Genomic DNA, 25,995 nt, shown 5'->3' with positions numbered 1-25,995 from the left:
GAAAGCGATTAAAAAATTATATTTTTGGGGATATGAAAGAATCATTATTGAATAAATTAAAAGAAAATTCAATTTCATTTAAAGAGGTGATTGAATTGATAGAAGCGGGTTATACACATCAGCCTACAGCTTTTAAGAATGGAGCAGTGTATAATGAAGCGACGCAGAATCAGGGTAGTGCGAAGGTCTTTGCGTTTGCAAAGTTGAATGGCTGGAGTAAGGAAGAAACACTGTTATTATTTGCAGAGCATTACCAGGCGGTATTAAGTCATCCCGATGCAACAGATCACCAGAATATCAGACAGTTTATGCAGCATGGATGGGATGGAATTGTGTTTGAAGGGACAGCGCTGACGGTGAAATAATTAAAAGATTTTTTCGAATACATAAAAGAGGTTAGCTCAAAAGGTGACTACAACCCGGTTGTATCCGGGTACCTGAAGTAACAAAAAACGTATAAACGATTTGCGCTGCTTCAGCCTACTTTTGAGGTAACCTCTTCTTTTTTTAGCTTTCTACAGAAACGTTAGCCAGGTCGCCATCTTCGTCAGTTTTGACAACGGCCATATAATTTGTCAGCTCCTCTCCTACAGTATAATCAAATATTGCAAAATCGAGGTGGCCGGGATATAACCCGATACGTACAGGATTTAGTTTACTTAACAATTGCTCATCCGGATCATCTACATTGTTTATCCCCAATTGATTATTGAACACTTCTTCTCCGAATTCGTCTTTGTGAAATTCGAAATAGAAGCGCACGCCATCCGCTGCATCTTCATCGTGGTAATTGTCCCTGATATATTCTTTTGTTTTCGCGAGATGTTCTTCAAGATTACCAAGATATTTATTCAGTATTGACAAGCTGGAGAGTTCCATACTTTTTGCGGGGAAGTTCAGGTTCAGCCGAATATCCTGGCCTGCAAGGCGGACTTCTGTATCATAATTACTCTCCAGGGCGTTGGAATCAATGGATCCAAAGTAGGGTAATGTAAATTGAGCCATTTGACAATCTATTGGTTAAACAATGTTATTTCTTTGAAAAGATAGTCAAAAAAAATTAAAGGGTTCACGAATGCAATCATTCATGAACCCCTTTTCACTTACTGACCCATTTATTTAACTTTTATTTACCAGATATTAACGGTTCTGTTATTTTCCTGAGATGATCAGCATCTGCACCGGGATAGTTTTTCATCGTTTCTATGCAAGGCAAAATTTCTTTATTCAGTTGCTCGATCAGTGATACTGTTTGTTCAGGATGATACTGAATTTGTGAGGGGATGGCAGACAGCGAGAGGATACAATCGGCAGTATTCGTTACCCAATCTATCCTTGCTGTTTCATACTTCATATCTTCTGTTGACTGTGGCAAGCGGGACAGGATCACAGCAGCCTGATACAAAAGGTGCTCTTTACCTTTTCCTGCTACATTGGGTAATACGCTCACCTCAACCTTTTCTGCACAGGAGGTAGCAGGAATTGTGACCAGGGCCATCAATCCATCGGCGGAATAAGTCCAGCTGGCAGGCTGACCGTTTACAGTAATAGCTGAGGGTGGATAAATGGAGGGATACCTGATCTCATAGCTTCTGCCTGCAGGCATTCCTTTGTAAGCACCTTCACGTGGAGAGATTGTTAACAGCATTGCGCCGTCGGCAGCCACTACATTTTTTACAGGTGTGATGCTGTAACCATTGTCTTTGTATGCTTCGGAGTTGCCATCATCTTCATACACCTTAACAGCGCCGCTACCACCGGGTATTACAGTCAATACCAGTGTATCGGGTTGTCGTTGCAGATTTTTGATATTTCCATACATGGGAATGATACTTCCTCCTTTTATAAATACAGGCACCTGATCCAGGGTGTATTTATTTTCTACAAACCTGTTACCAGGTATGAGAGCCCCGGAGAAATAATCAAACCACTGTCCGGCGGGCAGCCATACCTTTTTGGAAGAAAGATGTGTGATGCTATCTGCCTTTGCTGTAATGGGTGCTACGATCATATCATCGCCAAACATGTACTGTTCTTTTGCAGTATACGCTTCTGCCGCCCCGGGATAATCGTAGTACATAGGACGGCAGATGGATATACCTGAATCATATGCTTCACGGGATGCAGTGTAGATGTATGGGTTCAGCATATACCTGAGTTGGTATGCTTTCAGCATCATCTTGTAATGGTCAGGGAATTTCCAGATGCGGCGTTCATTGAATGCACTCTTTGAACAATGCGTTCTGAAGATCGGGCTGAAGGTGCCGAACTGGATCCAGCGGAGATATAATTCAGGATCAGGATTATCTGCTACGTGGCCACCGATATCGTGGCTCCAGTAGCCATAGCCAACATTGCCGGCAGTGGCGGTGAAGTAGGGCTGATATGCCAGAGACGCCCATGTACTACGGCTATCGCCGGAGAAGCCGATCTGATAACGATGGTTGCCTAAGCCGCCCCAGCGGTGGAATAAGAGTGGTCTGCCCCCCTCCCGTTGTTTGTCGGAGAAGAAGGTATAGTTCAACCACCATGTATTGCTCAGGCCTTTCAGGTTGCGGTTTTCCAGCCATTGTTGCCAGTCGAGCCACCAGAAGTCAATACCTTGTTTTTCGATAGGATGGAGTACACTGTCGAAATAGATCTGTGTCCATTTCTTCTCTTCTATCCTGAAAGGAATATTCTTTTTACCGGTGGTATCGAAACTATAGGCTTTTGCGAACGAATTATACTGTATTTCCATCGGGGCGATACCTGAGGCCGGGTGGAGGTTCAGTGCCGTTTTTACGCCACGCTGATGCGCCCAGGAGAGAAATGCTTCCGGCTCTGGGAAGAGGTGTTTATTCCAGGTATAGCCGGTCCATCCTGTAGGCTCACCCATCATATCTCTTTTCCACGCTTTATCTAATCCCCAGGTGTAGTGCCAGTCCATATCGATGATCAGGACGTCGATCGGGATATTGTAAGTAGTAAAGTCATTGAGCAGACTTCTGAGTTCTGCATCAGAATATGTCCAGTAGCGGGACCACCAATAGCCGAAAGCGTATTTAGGTGGCATGGGAATTTTTCCGGCTACACGTGTGTAATCGTACAAGGCTTTTTTATATGCATGACCGTAACCAAAGAAGTACCAGTCTAGTTGATCGCCTTCATTCCTGGCGGTGGCCCAATTCCAGTCTTTATCTCCGTCGAACAGAAGTTGGTGAGAGTCGTCGATGAGTGTCCAGCCACTACGGGAGAGAAGGCCATCTTCCAGTTTTGCATCACCATCGGTTTGATCGAGTGTGCGGGTGGTACCTTTTAGATTCAGGGAGTCTTTAAGGCCTGGCACCCAGTCTGATTTATGCCCATTGAGCATGAAAGAGATCTTCAGGTTGTCTTTAGAGAATTTGCCTGTGTTCTTTTTGTAACGCAGGGTTAAGTTGGTCGTTTTTATTTCGAGATAATCCCCTGATTCCTTTTTCTGGAAAGTAGTGGCAGGGAGGTTTCTGTTGATAAAAACGAGGGAGGCTTTGTCCTCGAAAGCGGCTTTTTCATTCCATTCCATGCGGATGAGGCTGGGTGTAAGAATGGTAAAGCGGGCATTTCCGGTAGTCACTTGTGAGGCCGGGTTGGCGACAGGATTTTGAGACCGGGCAGATAGGGTGAGGAAAAGCAGGAGAATGTTGAGTACGCTGTGATTCATGGTTTGACGCGGAAATTTCAGTAAGGCGGGAAGGTAGGGAGATTTGGGGGTGGGGGGAATGATGGTGATCAGCGGGTTAGGAGATCGTTATCCTAACCCGTTTACAGGCAATACAAATGAGAATGTCGCTCCCTGCCCTTCTTCGCTTTGCACAGCGATCGTACCCTGATGCCTGCTGATGATCTGGGCGGATATATACAATCCAAGACCAACTCCCGGGTAGGTATCTAAATTACGGGACATCACCCGGTAAAACCTGTCAAATATTTTCTGCTGTTCCTCCTTAGAAATACCGAGTCCTTCGTCCTGTACACTTACCTTGATTTCATTGCCCACCCGTTCTGTCCTGATTTTGATACTGGATGTGTCCGGAGAATATTTTATTGCGTTGGACAACAGGTTGACCACCACCTGCCCGATACGTTCCTGGTCAGCATTAATAAGCGGTAGGTCTTCCATTTGCAGGTCCAGGTGATGATTGGTAATTCTGCTCATTTCTTCTACCCGTTCCCTTACAATATCATTGATATTGGTGGGAGCAAAGGAAAAACTCATCTTGCCTTCAGATATTTTGGTCGTATCCAACAGGTCATTGATCAGGTGTGTAAGCCGGTCTATCTGGGTATTAAGTCTGTTCAGTAACTCAGCATCTTCAACGTTCCCGCTCTCGGTTAATTTTTCCTGTACGATTTCAGCATAGACTTTCATACTGGTCACCGGTGTTTTTAATTCATGGCTGGCAACACCGATAAAATCATCCTTTTGCCGCAGCAGGACTTTTAGTTGTTGTTCACTGTTTTGTAAGGCCTTTTCTGCCTGTTTCCTTTCTGTAATATCAATGATCACTGCCGCAGTTGATTCAGACTTCCCGTTTATATCCCTGATGGGTGCCATGCTGATATTGGCCCAGATCACCTTCCCATCATGCCGGATCAATCTCTTTTCTATACCGAAAGGTTCAGCAGTAGATTCCAGTTTTTTGAACATTTCCCTGTATTCATCCAGGTCGTCAGGATGTGCGAAGTGCCAGATTGTTTTACCGATCAGTTCTTCTTCAGTATAGCCCAGCATTTCACAGAGGATCTTATTCACAAAGGTCAGTTTGCCATCCAGCAAGGTGCGGCAAATACCGGCAGTCGCCTGCCTGACGATAGCTTTATACCGTTCTTCACTCTGGCGCAGGGCTGCTTCGGCCTGTGCCCGCTCTGTCAATTCAGTATGGCGTGAAATGATGATGGCAGCAGCATGTGTAATGACGCCTGTCAGTTCAAGTTCGCGGGGTAATGGTTCCCGGGGATAAGTAAAATATATTGCCAGGGTACCTACTACAGGGCCACCAAGGGTTTTTAACGGGAAAGACCAGCAAGCACGGTATCCATGGTTACGGGCTAAAGCAATAAACGGTATCCAGCGTTCCTCCTTTTCCACATCAGTTGTGATTACAGGTTCTCCTGTATGCATTGCAAAACCACACGCTGTTGAATCAGCTCCGACTTTAAATCCATCTACATCTTTTGCATATTCTTCGGACATACCCACGATGTGATGTAAACTTTTTTTATCCGGAGATATCCGATAGAATGCGGCCCTGGCTTCGCCTTTGGTTTGCGTAACAATGGTACGTATCAGCGGGGCCAGTGATGAGGCCAGAGACTGTCCGTTCATAGCTGCCTGAAAGGCCTCCTTCTGGCCATTGATCCAGACTTCATTTTCCCGTAGTACTGTTTCAGCCTGTTTGTGCTGGGTCATGTCTACGAAGGTGATCACCACGCCATTGATACGGTCTTCTTCTGTACGGTAAGGCAATAGACGCATCAGGAATATGCGCCCGTCTACAGAGACCACTTCCCGCTCTATAGTCTGCAATTTATCAAGCACTATCTCTGCATCGCTGATGATATTAGGATCGGTGAGTTTGTTAGTAATATCCGACAAAGGTCTGCCAATATCGTTAGGAATGAGGTTGAAAACGGTTCTGGCTGGCGGTGTAAACAGCACTACCCTGAAGCTACGATCTAAAAATATAGTACCTATTTCGGCAGAATTGATGAGGTTTTGCAAGTTATTGCTCGCAATGGTTGTTTCTTCTACTTTGACTTTCAGTTCCTGGTTAACGGTTCTCAGCTCTTCATTGATAGATTGCAGTTCTTCCTTGCTTGTTTCCAGTTCTTCCGCAGCGGAACGTAATTCTTCATTCATCGCCTGCAACTCTTCATTGGAGGCTTTCAGTTCTTCCTGCTGGAATTCGTGCTGTTCTACAGAGGCACGTAACTGTGCTTTCAGTCGTATCAGCTCATCTTCCAGCTGGCGGGCTACCGGCTCATCTGAGGAGACGATCACTTCCTGTTCAGGCATTTCGTTTGCACCTCTTTCAAAAATTACCAGCATTAACCCGTTTGCAGCATCACCCTGTCTAAATACCGGGCGAATGTGTATGTTCAGGGTTTCCACCTGTCCATTGATGTTCACACTGAGCCCCCTGGCTTCAACACTTGTCTGGCGTTGTATTGCCTGATAGAGTGCTGATCGTAGTTCCAGGCGAATTTCCTGTCTCACTAATTTGAGGAGGTTCTGGGATAATTCACCGCCTGTCATCTGGAGGTATTTAACCGCACGTTCGGACATATGTAAAATATCAAACTCTTCATTGATCACAAGTGAAGGAGGCGCGTATTCTTCCAGCAGGCGCTGGTGTAAATCATTCATGGCTACCCGTTCGCGGGAACGGCTTTCCTGGGGAATAACCGGGGGAAAATGAATGGGTTCCGGGAATTTAAGATTAGGAATTGAGTCAGGTACAGGGTAGCTGCTATACTTGATCTGACGTGACCGAAAAATATGAAATTCCCGGTTGGAGGTGATATACAGGTCGGTCGTGCTTTCGGCAGATTCGGACAAGCCGAGGAAAAGATATCCCCCGGGTTTCAGCGAAAAATGGAATGTTTCCATTACACGTTCCTGTGCGGTATGGTTCAGATAGATCAGTACATTTCTGCATGATACCAGGTCGAGGTGTGAGAACGGTGGATCTTTCAGGATGTTATGATTAGCGAAAAGGATCATTTCTCTTATTTCGCGCCTGATGCGATAGCCGTCGCCTTCTTTGTTGAAAAAGCGACGTAAGCGTTCTACAGACATATCGGCAGCATCGTTGATCGTATAAAGCCCTTCGCGTGCAATGGCGATAGCTGCATCATCAATATCTGTAGCAAAGATCTGAATTTTAGGGGCGTCTATTATGCCCAATGTCTTTTCGGCAAACAGGATAGCCAGTGAATATGCTTCTTCACCGGTTGCACATCCTGCAATCCAGATCCTGACCTGGTCTTCTGCTTTTTTGGCTGCCAGTATGGTTGGTACGACCTCCTGTTCTACTACTTCAAAAGCTTTTTTATCACGGAAGAAATTAGTCACAGATATGAGAAGGTCTTTGAGCAGTGAGGTCACCTCGTCAGGATTATGCTGGAGATAAGCGGCATATTCCTTTAATCCATGGAGGTTGCGTACATTGACACGCCGTTCTATACGGCGTAACAATGTAGGACGTTTATAATTTGAGAAGTCGTGGCCAGTGCGCAGGCGCAGGTGTGTAAATACTTCACGTAAAGCATGCTGTTGCTCCTCGGCACGATTCTCTCTATCCAGCGGTATCTCTACAGAACCGAGGTTTAGTTTATAAGCGATTATTTTTCCGGGGATCTCTGCTACCGGCAGCACGTCATCTACCAATTCGGTAGCGATGGCATTACGGGGCATTTCATTGAATTCTGCTTCGCGCGGATTCTGCACGAAAACAGCACCTCCGCCTTCTTTCACACGGCGTAAACCCATAGAGCCATTGGCACCTGTACCAGAAAGGATCACACAAACTGCACGGGGCCCGAGTGCGGTAGCCATTGTCCGGAAAAAAATATCAACCGGGGCTCTTCGTTCTTCTAACCCCGCATTTTCTGCTACAACGATATGTCCTTCCGTCATCAAAAGGTGCTGATTGGGAGGCACTACATAGACATGATTAACCTGCACCGGTGTACTCTCTTTTACCTGTTTGACCTTCAGTGAAGTCACTTGTTGCAGCACTTCTGTCAGCTGGCTATCATAGTCCGGCGATAAATGCAGGATAACTACATAGGCCATACCGGGGTTAGCCGGTACATTTTCGAAGAATGTACGCAAAGCCTGTACGCCACCTGCCGATGCTCCTATACCTACGACCAGTAAATCTCCTTTATCTGGTCTTCCTGCCAGCATGCTTTGTTCCGGCAAAGATTGTTGGTCTCTCATGAATGTTGTATCTTATTGCAAAAGATGTTGTAAGTTAATACTTTGCCCGAATATTAATTAGCTCCTTCATTGGCCTGGTCCCTGATATTATCTGTATTCAGTTGTTCGTGATTGAATGTTGCCTCCCGAAGAGTGTCTGCCAGCCGGTTTGCATCACGTGCTTTCTTGAAATACATGGCTGCTATTTTAGGTTGATTGGCTTCTGCAAAATGGTCCCCCATATGATTGAGCAGCAGGATACTCTCCTGCACACTACGCAAGGCATTCCACAAAGTTTCCTCCACATAACCGGTAATACCCGCTAAAAGGCTATCAGCTGAAAATGCATGCCCTGTATGGCAACGGAAGCGAATACGGTCGCCTTCGTGCAGGGCGGTTAACACACCATGACATTCCGGGCAGGTATATGGTGTAAGCTCTCCATAATCGAAGATCTTTTTTTGTGACATTTGTTGATCCATAGCTATACGAACTTCTACTTCAGTTCTTTCATGATCAATATTTTCAATGTTGGCAGGTGCCTGTTCCTGAACAAGCTGAGTAAGTAGCGTTCCCATTTCTTTTACGGGAACTATATGGTTCACATGCACGGCATTGATCGCATTTGTAGACATGGAAGAAACCTCCGCATCCATTGGGTCCTGTACTATAGCTAACCCACCTTGTTGCTTTATAGCCCACAATCCCGCTACGCCATCATCCAGCGCACCGGACAATATAACGCCAATTACCCTGGGGCCATAGGCGAACGCAGCTGACCGGAAGAGTGGGTCAATAGCGGGCCGGAACAGGTTTTCCTTGGGTCCGTGCGTAACGCGAACCATATCATTTTCCAATAGTAAATGATGATCTGGCGGAGCGACATAAATATGTTTCCTGATAAATTTCTCTCTATCCAGGGCATGGGTGGCCTTGAGCTTGCCCAGTTTGTTAATAACGTGCGGGAGAATACCACGTACATCCGGTGACATATTCCATACGATAAAGATAGTTGCATCGAGATCTGCAGGAAGATCACTGACCAGTTGTTTGATAGCTTCAAAACCACCTGCTGAGGCGCCTATAACAATGATATTCCTTTTATCCATCTTTAATGTACCACAATAAAGGAGCCATCTCCGTTATTTATTATATATTCACGGGTATTATTAAACCCATATTTTGTAATGAAAACAACCCTTTCGATTTTATTCATCTTCATGTGTTCGTTAAATGGCTTTGCACAAAAAAAATGGAATACAGAAGTTCCCAAGCAAATCATTATTATAAGAAGTACAAAAAGTTATGATGAGGCATTGACAACTGCTAAAGAAGCGTCAAAGCAACTGGGAAAGAAACTGGATCTGCGTGACCTGGTACCGGATGCAAAGATAGGATTGACCTGGCCGGAAAAATTATGTAAAACGGGGGAAAGTGATGAAAAGGATTTTCCTTATTATCCGGCGCGGGGAGATGGGAATGCAGATAATGATGATTACATTTCTGTGGAGTATTCAGATGGCTATAAAGGCTTTGCCAAAGGATTATACATTGTAGTGGCAGGGATTACGGACGTGAGCGGACCGGCAGCAGAGAAGCAGCTGGCGGCTGTGAAGAAGGTATATAAAGATGCATATGGGAAGCGGGCAATGATCTGGTATGGTCCGATGGATTAAAGGTTATTAAAGGGTGGCTTCCAGCCCCTTTTTTTTATAATACGGTGGCAGCAGGTATTTCTTTTGCTTTTACGCTGATGATGATACTTTCGTTGTTGTTTTCCAGGCAGTTTTTTTCTTTGTCTTTTATGAATAGTTCCAGCCCTATGCTGTCGTTTGTTACGGGAGCGGGGAGACAGTCGATAGTACTGTATACGCCTATATTACAGAATTGCTGTCCCCATTTTTTACGTATGTAGCTTCCCATCCAAAATGATGTTTCCTGCAGGTGTTGTGTGGCTGCCCAAACAATGGCTTTGCGTGCGTTGACCTGCAAGCAGAGATTGTTGTACATGATAGCATCGCGCAATGTAAAACCGTTAGGATTGATGAAAAACTTTGACATGCATACCAGCGCAGCGAGGTTGGCCTGTAACCATTTATCTTCGCTTGTGCGGAGATAGTTGTTAATCTGTTGTACTTTATCTGCGGCTGCAACAGCTTGTTCTTTAAGGCTATCAACAGTAAAGAGGCGGAAGATATTTTTGTAATCCATGTAACCGTGATAGAATTTACTGTATGTATTGATGACATCAGTGAGTGCTGCCTGTAGCTCCGGAGGAAGGTGGTTGTTGAGTATCTTCCCGAAGTTTGCAGGCATCTGGAAATCTATGCCTGCGACAGCTACCTTTTTTTGATGGGTAGTATTGTGATCTTTGATCCAGTTTATTAACGCAGCTATCTCCGGGGTGTTCAATATATTCTGCAGGATGTAATTGTTGGTAGCATTCATTTGCGGGAGCAAATCTTTTAGTTGAATACTATTGTCTCCCTTTACATATTTATCTAACTGCGCACAGGTATTTAAGTCGGCTTCAAATATGAGGAGATCGATATTGTTCTTTAGAATAAGTTCGCGTACCAGCTGGGACTTGATCCTGTAGAAGGTACCTTTGAGATGTTCTGCCTCACCGAGGCCTATGATCGTTTGTTGCTTTGTGTTTTCTATTACGAGATCAACCTGTTCTTTTGATAGCGTATCGTTTTTGTAATCTCTTTTAATATAGCTATACTGCGCTTTGCAATACGCGGTAAATGACGTGATATATACTACAGTAATGAATATATAACGGTTCATTCAGTATTATTTAACAGGTATAGTAATTTCGCATAAGGCATCATATGGCAATGCTTCGGGCGTATCTTTTACATCCCAATATTTCTTCCAGTATTCCCACCATACCTGATGGCAGGTAACGATCTCATCCAGTGTAATTTCACCTGCATGGGAATAGATATCCATGCTGTCGGCGACTATTACAATACCCATTTCTTCTGTCCAGAATCCCAGCTGGCATTCTTTGTCTGCATGATCAGCATAGTTGCTGCCAAGAATGATTTCCGTCCGGTCAGCAGCTGTCAGCATATCCTGTATCTTTTCTTTTTCAAAAGAAAAATTCTCGTAGTCAATAGAGAAAGGTTCCAGCTTGTCTTCGGTAAATAATTGCAGCCAGTCAGCCGGTAACTGTGTGTCATTATTATAGAGAATTGTTAAGGATACGGGATCCCTGAAGACGAGTGCCAGCCTGTGACTAGGCGCTTTCCCCTCTTCTGGCGTATTCATATTGACCATTGCATTTCCAAATTCCAATTGCACCAGCGATGCATCTGCTATGTTGATCCATGTCAGGGAACCTACATCTGAAAGTGCATAGGCTAACGTCTGAATAGGGGTTTGGGTCATTTTTTGTAGTAATTTGATTTATGATGGATCAAAGTAAAGAATAATTTTTATGCAACACCTAATTTTTGATGATAAAAGCGGGAAAACAACCACGTTATCCTGCGAGGAAACAACGCTGAAGACGGAGACGAATACAGATGGAAAAGTGAGGAGCACCAGTAAATCCTTTGCCGACCATAAAGAAGCGGTCACACAATTACTGAAAAAGGAATGGGAGCTGTTGAAAAAAGGAAGTGTGATGAAAGCGCAACAGGCAGCGTTGGGACATCCATTATTACATCTTTATACTGGCAGAGGTTATACCGGGTGCCTATCGTTTACCGCGACACCACACGGCATTTATGTGTACCGGCCGGGTGATGAGGTGAGAGATGAATTGCTGCGTATCACTGCGGATGGGAATATAGCGGAAGTGTTGACACTACCACGGTTACTGGCATGGGAAATCTGCTACGATGCGCAACGGAACCAGCTATTGCTGGATCTTGATCATTACATTTACCAGTATGATTTCGGGACAGCGTCATTTACCGCATTAACAGATACACTGGATAAGCCTGCCAGCTTTGCAACTGTGGGCGGGAATACCTGGGCATATGGTACGCATCCATCTTATTATATCAATGATCAGCAGTTTCCTTTGGAGGTAACCATCATCAATGGATCTATTGCAATTTGTGCCAGTCTTTCACCAGACGGACAGTTGTTAGCATTGCACAATAGAGAAGGCGAGATACAAATTATCAATACGGCTGACTATAGTCTGGCGCAAACGATAAAAGGAGATTTCAGGATAGCAGCGCAATTGTTATGGACGAAAGATAGTAGTCAGTTAATCATGCAGGAATTGTACAAGGCAGTACGTTTCTATGAGATATCTACAGGAGATGAGGTGAGTGAGGAAGGGCTGGTGATACCGGGGTATTCGAAGGATGTGAGTGATTGTAGTTTGAATGAGGATAATTCGTTGTTGGTTTGTACGCAGCGTACGCGGGCGTATGTTTTTGATTTTGTGAATAAGCGGTTCTTGTATGAGTTTCCTTTGCAGCATTGTGTGAAGACGGCAAGGGTTGAGTTTATTGATAATGAGAGGTTGGGCGTGAGGACAGATTATGGATGTTTCAGTATTTATCGGGTAAAATAATATGCATGTATTATAATTAGAAAGAGGCTGCTCACGGATATGAGCCAGCCTCTTTTTTGCGTTGTATCTTATGCCTGTTCAAGATATTGAGAATAGGCGTAGCCTTCAATACCTTTGTCAGTTCTCACAAGGCTCCACTGATCATTAGGTTTGCTAATGACGGTGATGATTTCACCGTGGGCGGCTTTGCCCAGAATTTCCTGGTCGGTGCCGGGGCCTTTGCGGATATTTAAGTTAGATGATTGTGTAATCACTTTTGCCTTTGATCCTGCTGCGGCGGAGGCATCGATGTTAAGGATAAGGTCGCCGGCGCGATAGTCAGGATCAATTTTGTCATAGATCGCCCAGAGGTTGTCTTTCACCTGGCCGCTGGCCGCGGTGCCGTCGATGTGAAGCACGTTGTTCTCTTCTTTCACCTGCAGATCGCTTATCCCGGCGGCTTGGGCAGCATCTATGAGCGCTTTGTATTTTTCCTGTAAAGCCATAGAAGATTATTTAACAGTCAGCTGATTATTTACTTTTTTAGGATTGGTCGCGTTTACGGCTTGTAACAGCTTTGGCAGTTTAGCTTTGGAGATTTCGCCGGTGAGGGTGACTTCGCCATTGCTTACGGATGCTGTTACGCCAGGGTAATCTTTGACAGCGTCGTTTGCTTTTGTGGTCAGAGAGTCATCAACAGCGGCTTCTACTGGTGGTGGCGGCGTCGTATTCGTATCAGGAGCTTCCGGTGCTACGGTAGTGGTCGTTGTATCGGCATTGTTGTTCGTGTTGTTTCCTTTGCAGGAGAATAATGTAACGGAGGTAGCTACGGCTACTGAGAGCAGCAAGGTTTTCGAATGTTTCATGTGATTAAAATTTTATGGTTTCGATATATGGCCTTAAAAAACATGCCAAATGATTGATAATGAAATAAAAAGAGGGTGACAACTCTTTTAAAACAGGTTATTTTCAGGTGTTTTTTAGTATAAAATTTAATCTGCGCAAAAAGAGTGCGCACATGTGGTGATATCTTTGTATTGTCAACGGAATGATAATAAAATTAAACGGTGTCGTAGGAAAGGAGTTCTTCGTTCCAGGGCGGAAATGCAGGTAACCAGTCCTGTCCTCAAAAGGAGGTGTTGGATGATAAACGCCGCCGTAAGTGCCTTTTCGATTTATTACCCGGTTTAATTTTCTTAAGATATTCAGGTGCCGTGGAAACGAAATACTTCGCTCCAATGAAGGGGAGGAATAGTGTAACAGCTATCCGGTTCGACTCCGGCATGTGAGTGCCCCGCTTTTCGTTTTACAATTTGCCCTGGGCGTATTTGTAAGTGTCGTAGAGTAGAGTTACTTCGACTGTGGATCGGGTGGTTGTGGGTTCGAGTCCTGCTTTTGCGGTAAAACGCGAAATAGCTCAATTGGTAGAGCACCATGTACTTTATTCGTTTGTTACCTTACAATGTGTTTAGATCGTCTTGAAAGAGGCGATCTTTTTTTTGTGCTTACAAGAAGGGGTTCTTAGCTGACCGGCAGGGAAGTCATTTAGTTCTCTGAGTGGGGTTCACTTTTAGATGATTGATCGTTACCGAACGCGCCCCGTTCGGTTTTGATACAAATCAGCGGCGGAAACACAATATAACACCATGTAAATCAATCAAATGAATTCTGGAACAGCAATTGAGTGGTTGAAATTATCGAAATTCCTATTGTTCACATATTATTCCCTGGCCTTTCCAATATAAACCCAATTATATGTTCAGGAACTATTTCAAAACTGCATTCAGGAACCTGTTGCAAAATAAGGTGTATGCTTTCATAAATATTGCGGGACTAAGTATTGGGCTGGCCTGTGCCATGTTGATGCTGCTGTATGTACAGGATGAGGTCAGTTATGACCGTTTTCATCAGCATGTAGACAGGATCTATCGTATAGACAAGCAAACGACAAGAGCAGATGGCAATGTATCCTTTGGCAGTTATACAGGCTATTTCCCCGGGCCGCGCTTTGCTGCCAGTATACCAGAGATAAAAAGTTTTGTCCGTTTCCAGCCATCGCAGGCGGATATTCAAACAGGTGCAGAGGTCCGTTCGCAGGCCATTTGCTTTACAGACGCTAACTTCTTTTCCGTCTTCAATTTTCCATTGCTAAGTGGTAATGCGCTAACTGCGCTCACCGACCCGCAGTCCGCAGTAATCAGCGAAGCGGCAGCAAAAAAATATTTTGGTAGTTCAGATGTTGTTGGCAAAACAATTTCCATTAAAACGGACAGTGTATTTAGTCCATATGTGATAACAGGGGTTGCAAAAAATTGTCCGCAAAATTCTTCCATCAAATTCCAGGTATTGCTACCACTAAAGGTGTCAGTTGCCGATGAAAAGAATAACAGTAATTGGTTCAGCTCTTTTCTAAGCACATTTGTCGTGCTTTCTCAGGATGCTGATCTGAAGGTTGTTCAGAAAAAAATGGACGAGGTGTTTATATCTGATGGTAGTAAAGCCATCAGTGAAATAAAAGAAAAATACCGGATAAAAGATATCGGTATATCTTACCTGCTGGAACCACTGACAGCCATTCACCTCGGAAAGCAGGTACCTGATGAGAACGAGATACTGGGAGACAAAAGTAACCCGGAGTATGCATATATTCTTTCAGCAATAGCCATATTTGTGCTGGCTATCGCATGTATCAATTTCATCAATCTTACCGTGGCACGTTCTGTAAAGCGGGCAAAAGAGATTGGCATACGAAAAGTGATTGGCGGTACAAGTCAACAATTGCGGCTGCAATTTTTAAGTGAGTCATTTATACTCTGCCTCATCGCTTTTACCATCGCTTTGGTGATCGTTGTCTTTATTCTGCCGGTATTTGATCAATTAGCAAATAAAGCGCTGGCAATTTCCTACCTGTTCAACTGGAAACTTGCCACTTATTACCTGGCGCTTTTCGTGATCACCAGTTTATTAGCCGGCATTTATCCGGCAATGGTATTGTCAAATTACCAACCGGTTCAGACTTTATACCGGCGTTTTAACCTGGCTGGCAAAAGTTATTTACAGCGATCATTGGTTGTATTTCAGTTTGCCCTTGCCTCTTTTCTCATCATTGGAGCTATAGCTGTATTCCTGCAATTTAATTTTCTGACGACAAAAAGCCTGGGCTATGATGATCACAATTTGATTGCAGTTAACAAATTTCCACTCAGTCCGGACGAAGCGATGCTATTGAAGCAGCAATTGATGAAAAACGCGGATATCATTGACGCAGCACCGAAGAACGGTGGTGACATGAACAATACGTTCAAACTTTCTGGTGACAGGCAGGTAAATACTACTGTAGAAACCATTGACCCCTCCTACCTTCCATTGCTGAAAGTGCCGGTGATGACCGGTAGAAATTTCTCTGCGCAGTACCCGTCAGATCGGACGGGATCAGCATTGGTCAATGAAGCATTTGTGAAGGAGGCTGGCTGGACACAGCCGATAGGGCAACAGTTAAGTGCTTTTGGGAATGAAGCTACGTATACCGTGATTGGCGTTGTGAGAGACCATCATTATAAACCGCTTACTGAGAAGATCGGACCACAGTTGTTTACAATGAGCGCAGCAGGTAGCTATGGTATGATGTATATCAGGATCAGGCCCGGTACAGCAACGGCCAGTGTGCAATATATTTCCAGGACGTTCCGGGATTTATTCCCGTTAAGCCCATTCGTGTATGTGTTCAAGCAGGAACAAAATGAACAGAGTTATGCAGCGGTAGCCCGTTGGAAGCAAATTATCTTTTACAGCGCCTTACTGACTATTTTTATTTCGTGCATAGGCTTGTTTGGTTTGTCGGTATTAGCGGTCGAAAAACGGACAAAAGAGATCGGTGTACGTAAGGTGCTTGGCGCTTCAGTGGGTGGTATCCTTGCCATCTTGTCTGCTGATTTTTTGAAATTGATATTGATTTCGCTGGCGGTATCGCTACCATTTGCGTGGCTGGCGATTCATGAGTGGTTGCGGTATTATCCTTACCGTATTACATTAAGTTGGTGGTTGTTTGTTTCAGGTGGAGTAATAGTAATAGTGGTTGCGTTGATTACGATTAGTTTTCAGTCGATAAAGACGGCTATTGCGAATCCGGTCAGGAGTCTGAGGTCGGAATGAATGGTTGTGGGGGAGAATGGTTAAAGCCGGGTGATTGGGTGAGTTTTTTTTGAAAGAAGGTATTACTTCATGGAGATAAGATGAGCAGCGTTTGATAGGCTGGTGAAGGCAGGCGCAAAATTGGTTGCCTTCACCAGCTTGTAAAGAAACGTGACACCTGTGCTTATGTGACAGATATTAAGGGCAATTTCAAACAAGCACGTTACCAATTAAGCTTTATTAAACAACTGGATAACGAGTTGGAGCTTTAGCAGCGTCATATCAGTGTATATACAGGTTTCAAACCACACCTGTTAAATAGTCAAAAATGGTTTTTGCCACATTGACGATGCTCACATTCAACATCACATGTGCATTGCCATCATAATCGCATTGTTTAGTAACCGCTGTGGCTTGCCCTGTTGCGTCCAGCTGTTTTGACATGCCGGGGATTGATCTCAAATTTGTCTTTTAGCAACCCATTAATGGCTATGTAACATTTTTCCACTTTCATAACTGGTTGGGCACTGTCTTTATCTATATCTTTTGTAAAAGCGGTCATCAAGGTGGTGTCAGTAAGAGGTGGCGCAAGCTCAAATACTTTTACATTTGTTTTTGTTAATTGTAAAAGCGGGACCTGTGAGTAAGCATGAATGCCTGATTTAGTTGCGCTGTAAGCTGGCGGAAGGGGGAATAGCAAAAAAACAAACCAAAAGAGATGTCTACAATTACGGATGAAATTTGCATTTGCTAATGAGCCAGGAATTGTTGGTTCATGTGTATAGTGCCAGATAAATAATTTTTAACATCAAAAAGCATCATATGGACAACAGGAAATTTTGCCAGAGCTGCAGCATGCCGCTGGACCCAACGGCACTGTTGGAAACAGAAAAAGATGGTTCCTTTTAGTCAGGACTATTGCAAATACTGCTATCGGCATGGAGCTTTTACACATCCGGACTTTTCACTAGACGGTATGAAAGCGCACATGACCAGGATAATGGGTGACCAGAAAATGCCGTTGGAAATATTGGAAGCCGCGATCAATCGGCTTCCGCATTTGAAAAGATGAGCTGGGAAAAATACCGGTAATTCGATTTAAAGGTCATAGGCAGCTAGTTCCCCTGTAACAACAACACTCCCTCCCAGGGGATCGTCTCCCCTTCCCATGCCTCCAGCAGCGCCATTCCTGCTCCTGCAATACCTTCTGCCAATCCGAGGTTAGGTAAGCCGGCCAGGCGCTTGTTCATCAACGGCACCAGCTTCTCCTGAACAGACAGCGCCTGTGTTTTCCAGGTGCTTTCTTCCGGCTGAGCGATGGATAACTGTTGCAGTAATTTGTAGATCAGCACTGGCTGCCGGATACCGTTCAGCTCCCCGCTGGCTGCCAATACCGATCCAAAACCTTTCAGCTGTTCGGACATCGGGGCTTCCAGATCACCTATATAGGCAGCGCCACCGGCCTGAAGCGCATGATAGATGCGCAGTAAGGCGGCATAAGCCCCTATGGTCGGTCCCTGCGCAAACGGCCATTCCTGGTACAGGGCATGCAGATATGCGCACGTTTCCTTCATCAGTTTCTGTACAATGGGGACATAAATTTTAAGCGGCACCAGCGTAGTCAGAAAATAGAAGACAGCGGATATATTATTGGCTTTATGTTGCCAAATCATCTGCGGGTCGTTACTATAGTAACGATCATAAGCTTTCCCTATCAGTGCCGGCCATCCCTGATGGAATTTTGTCTTTATCTCATCCACTACCGATGCGATCACTTCTGCGATCATGATCTTCTTATACACAGACGTGGTGATTTGATATCTTTCTACCAGATAAACCCCCTTGCTTAACAGCCCTCCTGCCGCGGAAACGGGGCTGAAGCGGTGTTGTATGCCATCGAATATAAAGGTGTCCACGCTTTCAAGCAGTTCGTCGGTGTCAATGGTGATCAGTCCCTGACGCGTCAGATACAGAAAAAACCATCCGATACCCGGAATATCATCCTTTACCTCCCGTTTATCCTTTTGTACCAAAGCCTTATACGCTTCCAGCAGCAACTCCTGCGCCGCATTTCCATACGCTTCCTGCTGCGCCTTTGCGGCATAGTAAAAAAGGAACAGCGACATGCCTGCCTGTCCGTGTAACAACCCCATTTCCGCTGTCAGTGTATGTTTCTCCAGCAGTACATCGGCTATCTGCTGTAGGGTGCCTGCATATTTTTCTTTCATAACTTTCTGTTTCATTTTCCTGACGGATAGTGATCAACTCCAGCTTTTGATATGTTCTTCCAGCTGTTCTTTGTTCATACTGATGATATCGAGCTGTAGCTGCATCAATTCGTAGTAATCATCATAGGAGGAATACTCGGAGTTGTGCAGGATGACATGATCAATGTGGTACAGCGGCCCTTTTATCCGTGCAAAGCGATAGCCCAGGATCTCCATCCGCCGGATACGTTCCATATCTTCCGGCCCCCATTTATAAAAGGCTTCATTCTCCATGCCACATTCGACAAAGGCTTGTTTATTGATCAGGATGGCGCCTCCCCATGACTTATGAAACCTGATCCGGCGGGGTATGGCTTCGTTGGCCAGTATCTTGATGTCCAGCTGCTCCATAAACAGCTTTTTCTGTCCGGCGTCCGACACTGCGGCAAAAGTACCGTCATAAGGCGATACGATATGGCAGGCTCCACTTCTCAGCAGGGCTATGGCCTCCGTCAGTTGTGTATGATCAATGATAACATCGGTATCGTACAACGCAATAAATGGCGTGTTACAGCGCCGTATCATCTCGTTGTTATATTTGGTACGATGGAACCAGAACTGATCATCCTGCACAAAAAGATGCTGAACGGTTTCGGGGAGTAACGAAAGGTCTACTTTTGAAACGCTGTCTGCCTCCAGGATCATAATGTTTGTCCTGAAATACTTATGCAGATAACGCGTAATAGTCTTAAGGTTATTCAGCCGGTCTTCCGAATCTATCCTCACGGGAATCAGAAAAGTCACATCAGACAGATCGGTTTTAAAAACCTCCACGCTTTTCATGATGGCTTCTATATAACGATAGGTACACTTGTCTTTACGGACATAATCCAATGAAGTATGATAAGGAGGCAACTGTTTAAAATCGTTCTTAAAGAAGTATTCATGTGCATGTTCTTTATCCAGCCCTGCGTTGTGAAATATTTTGGTTTCCTCCCAGCGGTGCAGGTCATCTTCCGGCCAGCAGAAATCCAGCTCGGAATGGATCTTTACGTCATGGCCCAGTGCAATAGCGCTCCATAAAACCGTCCACATGTCCGTACACCAAGGCAACACGCCTTTGTAGTCCGCTACCTCCTCTCCTGTTTGTTCGGCGTATAAGGCGGCATAGCGGTCGTACTGCTGCGACAGATGTTTGTATAGTTTCCTGGAATCCACTTCTACTTTATGCCAATACTGATAGTTGGCGCCTTTCATGAGGTATTGCGCGCCGCCGGAATGTTCGCTGTGTTGCTCCACCTGCCGCTGGTCCATGCCAACGGCCATACACATCTCCTGCAACACCACACGTCCTGTTTGTTTGATCCACTCTGCATTGATATAAGAACGGGTATCTGAAACATACCAGCATTTATCTTCCGGCCGGCACAACGTTTCGAAGTCCGGAAGTGTACGGAAGATGATATCTGCATCATGATAAAACACACAGGTATCTTCCAGTTCAGGGTAAGACAGGAAATGCTGTTTGATGATATGTGGCCGTATGGTCGGAAAATACTCACGGTCTGTCCGCTGGTCTTCATACAGAAAGAAAGTAGCGTAGTCGCGGTGCGTCTGTAGCAGCTCCGCAAATTTTGGCAACAGGCCTTTCTTTGGATCAAAACCAATGAGTACGTGTATACGATCTGCCGGGATGCCCAGCTCCTTAAAATTAAAAAGCTGTACCTCCAGCTGCCACTTCATATACAGGCTGTCCGGCTGTGCTGATAAGTATATCATAATTATATTTTATTCTGTACCTGGGACCAGCGGCGTTGCTCCAGCTGGTCAATGACGGCCGCATCTACGTTGTTGTCAAATTTCCGGGCAAACAGGCAGCCCGACTGTGCTATTTTATCAGCATCTTCCATGGTAAGCGTACGCGGAAAATCCGGCCCGGAATACCAGTCGATATAACGTAAATCATTATTCACCACCTGATGACGGTAAGGAGAGTTCATGATGATGGAATGCAACAATATCTCGTCTGCCAATAATACCTTCCGGAAAAAAGGATATATCCAGTCAAAGTTAGCGGCAATGTAATCGCACACATACGCCATCAATCCATAAGAGATGGTCAACCAGCAGCTGCCGCCGTAAGGCGATAGCTGCGATGGAAACTTCCGGCATACACCTCGTCTCTGCTGCTCTGCTACTACTTCCCGGGCCGCGGCAAAACCCATTTCATCTATCGGCCATTCATATTGAAAACGGTCCAGTCCCCCGTTACTGTGGGACCATCCATCGAAAGGCAGCTGGTGATGGGCTACAAACTCGCAACCCCGGTGAAGTGAGAGGAAACGTTGTATCTCCTCATTGCTGGCAACGGGAAAGTCCTGCCCGCTGATCAGCAGTATAAAATCGTAGTATCCCTGTTGCCGGCATGCATCCATCAATGATACAAACGCCAGGGTAAGGCTAAAGCCGCCCCAGTTGACCAGGAAGCGGTCTTCCAACAGATGTGTGCGCCGGCGCAGGGTGTCAGGCAACACATAGCTGCATTTGCGGTCTATATGTACAAATATTTCTGTATCCTCGCCCTGTATGTTATCGATCAATCTGGTAAGATGGTCAAAATCGCGGTATGCGGTGATCAGGTATGCTATCTTCATAAACCTATCTTTTTAAATAACCGATGGCGCAAACTTTCCGGCGCACCTGCCACCTGGATCTTTCCTGAGGGATAGGCCTGTATAAAAGGTCCTCTTACATTACCCAGCAGGTATATGGTATCAGTATGGCGATAAACGGAATCAATCGTAAAAAGTGCTCCTGCAGCCGTTCGTGTATCGATATTATCTCCGGGAGGATACAGGGACACCGTAGCTGCCGGAAGCAGCTTATCCATTTCTCCAGCCGGCAATGAAGTGGCCAGCAATATCCTGTTAGCACCAGGAAGACCTTTTGTCTGGTAAATGCCACTACTATCTGTAGGAAGGGTAATAACTGACAAAAGGATGAAAGCTACGGCTATAATAACCAGGATAACGATATTGGCCCATACGATCAGGTAAGCGGGCGGTTTTCTGAGGACCTCCTGCACGGCGCTGCTGCGCAGCTCATACATATTTTGATGATATTGATCCGGCATGGCTGTTTAATTTCCCAGTTCCAGCTGATTTTTCACCAGCTCATAATAATATCCCCGTTTCTGCGTGAGTGTCTGATGATTGCCCTGCTCCACAATAGCGCCATGATGTAATACAATGATCTGGTCTGCATTTTTCACGGTGCTGAGCCGGTGTGCAATAATAACGACGGTCTTTCCGCCGAAGAAGGCGCTCAGGTTGTTCATGATCAAGCGCTCGTTGTTGGCGTCCAGGCTGCTGGTGGCTTCATCCATGAACAGGTAATGCGGGTCTTTATATACCGCCCTGGCGATGAAGATGCGCTGACGCTGCCCTCCGCTGATACCGGTACCATTATTACCGATCCGGGTAGTATACCCCAGCGGCCTCCCTTCGATAAAACTGCGGATATTGGCGGTTTCCACCGCCAGCTGCATCCTCGCATGATCTATCTTTTCACCGTCCAATGCTATATTGTTGGCAATAGTGTCCGAAAAAATATACCCGTCCTGCATCACGGTGCCGCAGCATGTCCTCCAATATTTGGGAGATATCGTTTGCAGGGGATGATCGCCGATCATGATACGTCCTTTTGAGGGCAGATAATATCCCAGCAGCAGTTTCATCAGCGTGGTTTTACCACTGCCGCTGTCGCCAACGATCGCGGTGATTTTTCCCTGCGGGATCCGTAAACTGATATCTTTCAGTACATAAGGCGAATGTGGCCCTTCATATTGAAAAGATAGATTTTCCAGCACGATGTCCTGCTGGCCTTCCGGCACCACTGATGCTGTAAGGGCGCCATTGTTGTCCAGCGAAAACGCAGGCGTAGGCTCCAGGTCCATGGCGGCCTGCACATTTTCTTCTTCCTCTTCCTGGGAATGAATCTCATTCATCCGGTCGATACTGATTTTGGCATCCTGCGCCGACTGTACGAAAGCGACCAGCTGCTCCAGCGGACCATTGGTGGCCCCGATGATATATGAGATGCTCAACAACACGCCCAGCGACAGATCTCCCTGCATCACAGCCCTGGCGGCGACAAAAGAGATCAGGATATTTTTTACCTGGTTCAGGAAGACGTACCCGGCTTTCTGGTATTGTTCCAGCGCGAGACTATGGATGTTTAACCCAAACAGCTTTACCTGTAACTGTTCCCAGGCCCATCGCTTCGTTTTCTCGCTGCCATACAATTTGATCTCCTGCATGCCAACGATCATTTCCACCAGGCGGTCCTGGTTTTCTTTATTGCTGGCAAAACGTTTATAGTCCAGTTGTTTTCGTTTCTTCTGAAACAGGAAAATCCAGGTGATACCCAACAAACTACACGCAAAAAAGAGGGAAACGATGAACAGGCTGTAATATGCCAGTACAACGGAAAAGACGATGATATTTATGAAAGAGAACAGGGTACTCAGCGTAACACCTGTCAGGAATGTTTCTATGCGATGATGATCATTGATACGCTGCAATACATCTCCGATAGCTTTGGTATCGAAATACCTGATGGGTAGCCGCATCAGTTTGATCAGGAAATCTGAAATGATGTTTAGATTGATACGCACATTTACATGCAGCAACAGCCAGCTTTGTAGCATATCGATGACCATATTGCCGGTAAACAGGAACAGCTGCGATATCAGGATAAGATAAATAAGGTGCATGTTGCTGCCCTGCACACCATAATCTATCAATAATTGCGTAAGGAAGGGAAACGCCAGTGATATCGCACTGGTGGCCAACATTCCGATGAATAACTGGGTGATAAAACGCCGGTGCGGCGTGAGGTACTTAAATATAAAAGAAAAACCTGTTTTAGGCTTTATTTCCTGTTGTTCATAAAGTGCCGGCGTAGGCTCCAGCAACAACGCCATTCCTTTGTCATCAGCGGTACTTGTCCAGCTTTTGAGAAAAGTAGCCTCGTCTATCGTTACTACGCCATGCGCCGGATCAGCGATCCGGTATTTGGGCCTGCGGGAAAAGAAGGAACGTTTGATTTCGTACAACACCACGAAATGACGCTGGTTCCAGTGCAGAATACAGGGTAATGGACAATCCTCTGCCAGCGAACGGGCACTTAGTTTAGCCCGGAAAGTCCTGAAGCCGATCTTTTCGGCAGCGTGACTTAAATTGAGCAGGTTCACGCCCTCCCTGCCGATGTAGGATAACTTCCGTAAGTATTCCAGGGAATAGGTCCTCCCATAGTGCCTGGCCACCATCGCGAGGCAGGTGGAGCCACAGTCCATGGCATCATACTGACGTTGAAATGCTATTTTCTTTCTAAGGAACATGAATTTAATTTTCAGCCTGAGGAGAGAGCTTTCCCTTTTTCTGCCTGCGATCTGCCAGGTAAGCCAGTACCAGGCGGTCTTCAATATTGAATTTAAAGGAAGGGCAGGCGGGAATACCATGTTCCCAATGTATGGGGCAGCTGCCACCACATACGGGCAGGAGATTACATTTTGCGCACCAGGTTTTTCCTTCTTTCAACTCTGTGTTCCAGGCCCTCATAGGTGTTTTGCTGACATCTTCTGTAAAAGGCAGGCTGAGATGACCTATCTCATAGGCAGTGCCCGAATATAACGGTGTATAGGGCACTTCCCAGCAGGTGGAAACGTTACCAAAGGCATCATATACTTCGGCTCCTTTTTTGACGGTGCTGCAAACGATCTTTGTTCTTTCCGGCAGTATATCTATGGTAAATCCATGTTGCATAAGGCGGAGCAACCAGTCTATTTCCGCTACGGCGAAGCCGCTTTTATCCACCCCTACTTCGTCGCCGGCGTGGTTGTCGCCCCAGTTATGTACAGGAATGACATAAAAGCCTACTTTATCCTGCAGATTATGTGAAGCCATCAAAGCAATAAATTCTTCGAGGCCGGGTTCGTTGTTCTTATCTACGTTACAGCGGATCATAATCCTGCCGTTGCCGGCCAGATAAGAAGGGGCGTTAACAATACTTAGGATATTGTTGAAAATAATATCGAATGTGGGTTTGTTTTGTTTGGTATAGCGGTTCTTGTCGTGGTATTCGGCTATACCGTCGAGGGTAATCTGAAAGTTGGTGATCTTCCACTGCTCCACCATTTCCCTGAAAATATTCTCTTTGAGGCTAAGGCCGTTGGTGACCATACTGGCGGAATACCTGATGCCCATGGCCGTGGTATATTCCAGGAGAGGGGCGCTCATTTCACGAATTTGCCGCACCGCCATTAAAGGTTCTGCGCCATACCAGGTAATGGCCAGTTCCTTCCTATTAGGCTCCTTCAGTTTGCCGATGATACGGTCGATCATCTTATCCTGAAGCGGCTTGCTCATATAGTGGTTCGTATGTTCCTGGCCACAATAATGGCAGCCCAGCTGGCAGGAAGCACCCGGCTGTATAACAATGTCCAGCGCCTCGTCGGCATCTACGGCCTCCTGATTTTCCTGCAACACGTAGGATAATTCGTCCTGGTCTGCAGGTACCACTGCCTCTATGGCAACAAGGTCGCTCATTACATCTGCCGGTATTTTTTCGAATTCATGCCGTTGCATATATTCCAGGTATTCGCTGCGCACCACCATGATGCTGCCGGTGCGGGTGGCAAATATCACCTGTTGCGGATGGAGATTGGTATCGTCGAGAACACGGGACTTCACCAGGTAAAATGACGCTTTATACTTAGCCATGACGAGAGATTTAAATGAGAGGGAAAACGGATAAAACGAGGGAACAGGAATGAATCCCTGCTCCCCCGCCAGTTGATTAGAGGCTGGTAGTTGTTTCTAAAGTTTTAGACTTCACACAACCTTTGATCTTAGAGCAACCGCTTAATTCCAATTCATCATAACCACCACGGATCATGTAAGAAGCTGCGTCATCCAGGTTAGAGATTTCTTTTTGGTTTTCTTCGATCATTACTTTTTTCAGTAAGTCTTGCAGATTTTTGTTTCCCATTTTTTTAAAATTTTGAAGCGATAAAGAAATTTGGCTGAAGTTTTACGTTGTTAAGCCAGTTATGGAACGCAACACATCTAATAAAAGATGGATTGATTGTCACAGGATAGCGACCTTTAATGGCCACTTAGGGTCAACCA

At 45.4% G+C, this 25,995-nt stretch carries 20 protein-coding genes; 4 read left to right on the top strand and 16 right to left on the bottom strand.

What is annotated here, in order from left to right:
- Window positions 1-32 precede the first annotated feature (32 nt).
- On the top strand, window positions 33-365 hold the full coding sequence (locus ABDW33_RS00160) for a HopJ type III effector protein (protein WP_343688035.1): 333 nt from the start codon (window positions 33-35) through the stop codon (window positions 363-365).
- 142 nt (window positions 366-507) lie between these two features.
- Here ABDW33_RS00160 and ABDW33_RS00155 read toward each other — a convergent pair whose 3' ends face one another.
- The 4 genes from ABDW33_RS00155 to ABDW33_RS00140 form a co-directional block, all read right to left on the bottom strand.
- A complete protein-coding gene (locus ABDW33_RS00155) occupies window positions 508-1,005 on the bottom strand; it encodes a DUF2004 domain-containing protein (protein ID WP_343688034.1) in 498 nt (165 codons plus the stop codon).
- Between the two features lie 121 nt (window positions 1,006-1,126).
- Window positions 1,127-3,682, bottom strand: a complete 2,556-nt coding sequence (locus ABDW33_RS00150; protein WP_343688033.1) for a TIM-barrel domain-containing protein — start codon at window positions 3,680-3,682, stop codon at window positions 1,127-1,129.
- An 87-nt stretch (window positions 3,683-3,769) separates the two neighbouring features.
- Complete coding sequence (locus tag ABDW33_RS00145; protein ID WP_343688032.1) at window positions 3,770-7,966, bottom strand: CheR family methyltransferase; 4,197 nt, start codon at window positions 7,964-7,966, stop codon at window positions 3,770-3,772.
- A 53-nt stretch (window positions 7,967-8,019) separates the two neighbouring features.
- On the bottom strand, window positions 8,020-9,054 hold the full coding sequence (locus ABDW33_RS00140; protein ID WP_343688031.1) for a chemotaxis protein CheB: 1,035 nt from the start codon (window positions 9,052-9,054) through the stop codon (window positions 8,020-8,022).
- 78 nt (window positions 9,055-9,132) lie between these two features.
- Here ABDW33_RS00140 and ABDW33_RS00135 point away from each other — a divergent pair, with 78 nt between their 5' ends.
- Window positions 9,133-9,621: a hypothetical protein gene (locus ABDW33_RS00135; protein WP_343688030.1), complete on the top strand. Its 489-nt coding sequence runs from the start codon at window positions 9,133-9,135 to the stop codon at window positions 9,619-9,621.
- 34 nt (window positions 9,622-9,655) lie between these two features.
- Here the strand turns inward: ABDW33_RS00135 and ABDW33_RS00130 are convergent, their stop codons facing one another.
- Together ABDW33_RS00130 and ABDW33_RS00125 are read right to left on the bottom strand one after the other, a co-directional pair.
- Window positions 9,656-10,738: an erythromycin esterase family protein gene (locus tag ABDW33_RS00130; protein ID WP_343688029.1), complete on the bottom strand. Its 1,083-nt coding sequence runs from the start codon at window positions 10,736-10,738 to the stop codon at window positions 9,656-9,658.
- Window positions 10,739-10,744: 6 nt separating this feature from the next.
- Window positions 10,745-11,344 (bottom strand): hypothetical protein, encoded by a 600-nt coding sequence (locus ABDW33_RS00125; protein ID WP_343688028.1) that lies wholly within the window; start codon window positions 11,342-11,344, stop codon window positions 10,745-10,747.
- Window positions 11,345-11,393: 49 nt separating this feature from the next.
- Here ABDW33_RS00125 and ABDW33_RS00120 point away from each other — a divergent pair, with 49 nt between their 5' ends.
- Window positions 11,394-12,488 (top strand): WD40 repeat domain-containing protein, encoded by a 1,095-nt coding sequence (locus ABDW33_RS00120; RefSeq protein ID WP_343688027.1) that lies wholly within the window; start codon window positions 11,394-11,396, stop codon window positions 12,486-12,488.
- A 68-nt stretch (window positions 12,489-12,556) separates the two neighbouring features.
- Here the strand turns inward: ABDW33_RS00120 and ABDW33_RS00115 are convergent, their stop codons facing one another.
- The gene (locus ABDW33_RS00115) at window positions 12,557-12,973 is read right to left on the bottom strand and encodes an SH3 domain-containing protein (RefSeq protein WP_343688026.1); all 417 of its coding nucleotides are present in this window, start codon (window positions 12,971-12,973) and stop codon (window positions 12,557-12,559) included.
- A gap of 6 nt (window positions 12,974-12,979) precedes the next feature.
- Entirely contained in the window at window positions 12,980-13,333 is a 354-nt protein-coding gene (locus tag ABDW33_RS00110; RefSeq protein WP_343688025.1) for a BON domain-containing protein, read from the bottom strand.
- A gap of 889 nt (window positions 13,334-14,222) precedes the next feature.
- Between ABDW33_RS00110 and ABDW33_RS00105 the strand changes: the two genes are divergently transcribed.
- A complete protein-coding gene (locus ABDW33_RS00105) occupies window positions 14,223-16,619 on the top strand; it encodes an ABC transporter permease (protein ID WP_343688024.1) in 2,397 nt (798 codons plus the stop codon).
- 279 nt (window positions 16,620-16,898) lie between these two features.
- Here the strand turns inward: ABDW33_RS00105 and ABDW33_RS00100 are convergent, their stop codons facing one another.
- The 8 genes from ABDW33_RS00100 to ABDW33_RS00065 all read right to left on the bottom strand — a co-directional run bounded on the left by ABDW33_RS00100 (window position 16,899) and on the right by ABDW33_RS00065 (window position 25,855).
- Window positions 16,899-17,042, bottom strand: a complete 144-nt coding sequence (locus ABDW33_RS00100) for a hypothetical protein (RefSeq protein WP_343688023.1) — start codon at window positions 17,040-17,042, stop codon at window positions 16,899-16,901.
- A 671-nt stretch (window positions 17,043-17,713) separates the two neighbouring features.
- Window positions 17,714-18,841: a hypothetical protein gene (locus ABDW33_RS00095; RefSeq protein ID WP_343688022.1), complete on the bottom strand. Its 1,128-nt coding sequence runs from the start codon at window positions 18,839-18,841 to the stop codon at window positions 17,714-17,716.
- Window positions 18,842-18,859: 18 nt separating this feature from the next.
- On the bottom strand, window positions 18,860-20,584 hold the full coding sequence (locus ABDW33_RS00090; protein ID WP_343688021.1) for a galactosyltransferase-related protein: 1,725 nt from the start codon (window positions 20,582-20,584) through the stop codon (window positions 18,860-18,862).
- 2 nt (window positions 20,585-20,586) lie between these two features.
- Window positions 20,587-21,459, bottom strand: a complete 873-nt coding sequence (locus tag ABDW33_RS00085; RefSeq protein WP_343688020.1) for a beta-1,6-N-acetylglucosaminyltransferase — start codon at window positions 21,457-21,459, stop codon at window positions 20,587-20,589.
- Window positions 21,456-21,938: a hypothetical protein gene (locus tag ABDW33_RS00080; RefSeq protein WP_343688019.1), complete on the bottom strand. Its 483-nt coding sequence runs from the start codon at window positions 21,936-21,938 to the stop codon at window positions 21,456-21,458. The genes ABDW33_RS00085 and ABDW33_RS00080 overlap by 4 nt, the downstream gene beginning before the upstream one ends.
- A 6-nt stretch (window positions 21,939-21,944) precedes the next feature.
- The gene (locus ABDW33_RS00075) at window positions 21,945-24,206 is read right to left on the bottom strand and encodes a peptidase domain-containing ABC transporter (protein ID WP_343688018.1); all 2,262 of its coding nucleotides are present in this window, start codon (window positions 24,204-24,206) and stop codon (window positions 21,945-21,947) included.
- 4 nt (window positions 24,207-24,210) lie between these two features.
- Window positions 24,211-25,587, bottom strand: a complete 1,377-nt coding sequence (locus ABDW33_RS00070) for a radical SAM protein (protein WP_343688017.1) — start codon at window positions 25,585-25,587, stop codon at window positions 24,211-24,213.
- A 76-nt stretch (window positions 25,588-25,663) separates the two neighbouring features.
- Window positions 25,664-25,855, bottom strand: a complete 192-nt coding sequence (locus ABDW33_RS00065; protein ID WP_343688016.1) for a hypothetical protein — start codon at window positions 25,853-25,855, stop codon at window positions 25,664-25,666.
- Window positions 25,856-25,995 lie beyond the last annotated feature (140 nt).

It is taken from the genome of Chitinophaga sp. (assembly GCF_039596155.1).
Classification (GTDB): domain Bacteria; phylum Bacteroidota; class Bacteroidia; order Chitinophagales; family Chitinophagaceae; genus Chitinophaga.
The sequence above is the reverse complement of the archived record's forward strand: the minus strand, read 5'-3'. Positions and strand labels throughout refer to the sequence as shown.